Origin of the sequence: Actinomadura sp. NPDC048032, from assembly GCF_040653175.1 — a bacterium.
Taxonomy (GTDB): domain Bacteria; phylum Actinomycetota; class Actinomycetes; order Streptosporangiales; family Streptosporangiaceae; genus Spirillospora; species Spirillospora verrucosospora.
The window spans coordinates 1-1,458 of sequence record NZ_JBEZJP010000789.1 but is presented as its reverse complement, the minus strand read 5'-3'; the positions used below and the strand labels follow the sequence as shown (position 1 = coordinate 1,458).

Sequence of the window (1,458 nt, the reverse complement as noted above, 5' to 3'; positions counted from 1 at the left end):
CCGCCCGCAACGCCCTGCCGCCTCCGCTTGCGCGGTTCCTTCCCGGCGGTGTTGCTATTTCATCAGATCCGGCCCGATTGTCAAAATCGAGCTTTTCCGACCCACCACGGCACGGCACGGCCGACACGACGAAGCCGTGTCGGCTGGTTCGTAGGTGGTTTCCCCATGGTTCGGCCGGCCGCCATGCGGGCGTCCTGCATCCGTGAGGGGACGAGGGGTTAACTTACGCGGTCGGAGCGCCCGCGTCAAATCGGCACCCCGGTCCGATGCTCCTCCGCAGGTTGCAGCGTATTGGGGGAACCCGGTGGGGCCTGTCACCATCTATCTAAGTAGATCACCCAGCCCAAGCAGGAGAGGTACCACCATGGCCTACCCGCCCGCCCCGCCGCCGCCCCCGAGCTCCGGCGCCGGCTCTCCGCCCCCGAACCACCTCCCGTGGGCGATCGCGACCACCATCCTGTGCTGCCTGCCCGCAGGCGTCGTGTCCATCGTCTACGCCGCCCAGGTCAACTCCAAGTGGTCGGCGGGCGACCAGGCCGGTGCGATCAAGTCCTCCAACAACGCGAAGACCTGGGCGATCGTGTCCGCGGTCCTCGGCGTGGTCGTCGGCGCCATCTACTTCTTCATCGCCATGGCGGGGAACAGCGGCAGCTGACCGATGACGGATGAGTCCCGGCCCGTCCCGCTCCCGCGGGGCGGGCCGGTTCCCGGAGCACCGGACGGTTCTCGACAGCCCCTCGCCGTCCGGCTCCTGCGGCCCGGCGGGGTGCTGGTCCTCAGCGTCGCCGCCGTCTTGTACGTCGCCGCGGTCGACCCCAACGAGGCGGGGCACTATCCGACATGCCCCTTCCTCGCTCTCACCGGGTTCCAGTGCCCGGGCTGCGGTTCGATGCGCACCGTCCACGCGCTGGCCCACGGCCATCTCCAAGAGGCCTTCGGTCTGAACGTGCTGACCGTCGCGATGCTCCCGGTTCTGGCGTTCTTCTGGCTCCGGTGGGCGAGAGCCCGCGCCCTGGATCGTCCGGTGAGGACGAAGGTGGCGCACCCCGCGCTGATCTGGGCCCTGTTCGGCGCCATCCTTCTCTTCTGGCTGATCCGGAACCTCCCTGTCGGATCGGCCCTCGCCGCCTGACCACCAACGGCCATGGGCCGGGCGCTCCCTTCGCCATGCCCGGCGCGGCATGCCAGGCGCTCCATGGCCCCCGGCTCCCCGGTCTTCGCGGCAGCTCCGCCGTGATTTTCCAGTGGAGTTGCCCCCCGGTGGAGCGTGCTGGGCCGAAATTCGCTCGCGCAGGCCCCCGGCCAGCAATCACACTCTGTGCGTGATGGAAGTAGCCCTATGTTCCCTGGATGAGCCCGCATTGGCGGCGCCGGCCCCGACACCCTGCGGGCCATCGCGGACACGGCGATGCTCTCCCTCTGATCCGGGCGGCCGGCGCGCCGCCCTTTTTCGCGCCC

General features: G+C 69.7%; 2 protein-coding genes. Both read left to right on the top strand.

The genetic code is table 11. The annotated features are described in order from the left end of the window. Window positions 1-364 precede the first annotated feature (364 nt). Complete coding sequence (locus tag AB0C69_RS42230; RefSeq protein WP_345186521.1) at window positions 365-655, top strand: CD225/dispanin family protein; 291 nt, start codon at window positions 365-367, stop codon at window positions 653-655. Window positions 656-658: 3 nt separating this feature from the next. Then, entirely contained in the window at window positions 659-1,132 is a 474-nt protein-coding gene (locus AB0C69_RS42225; protein WP_345186525.1) for a DUF2752 domain-containing protein, read from the top strand. Window positions 1,133-1,458 lie beyond the last annotated feature (326 nt).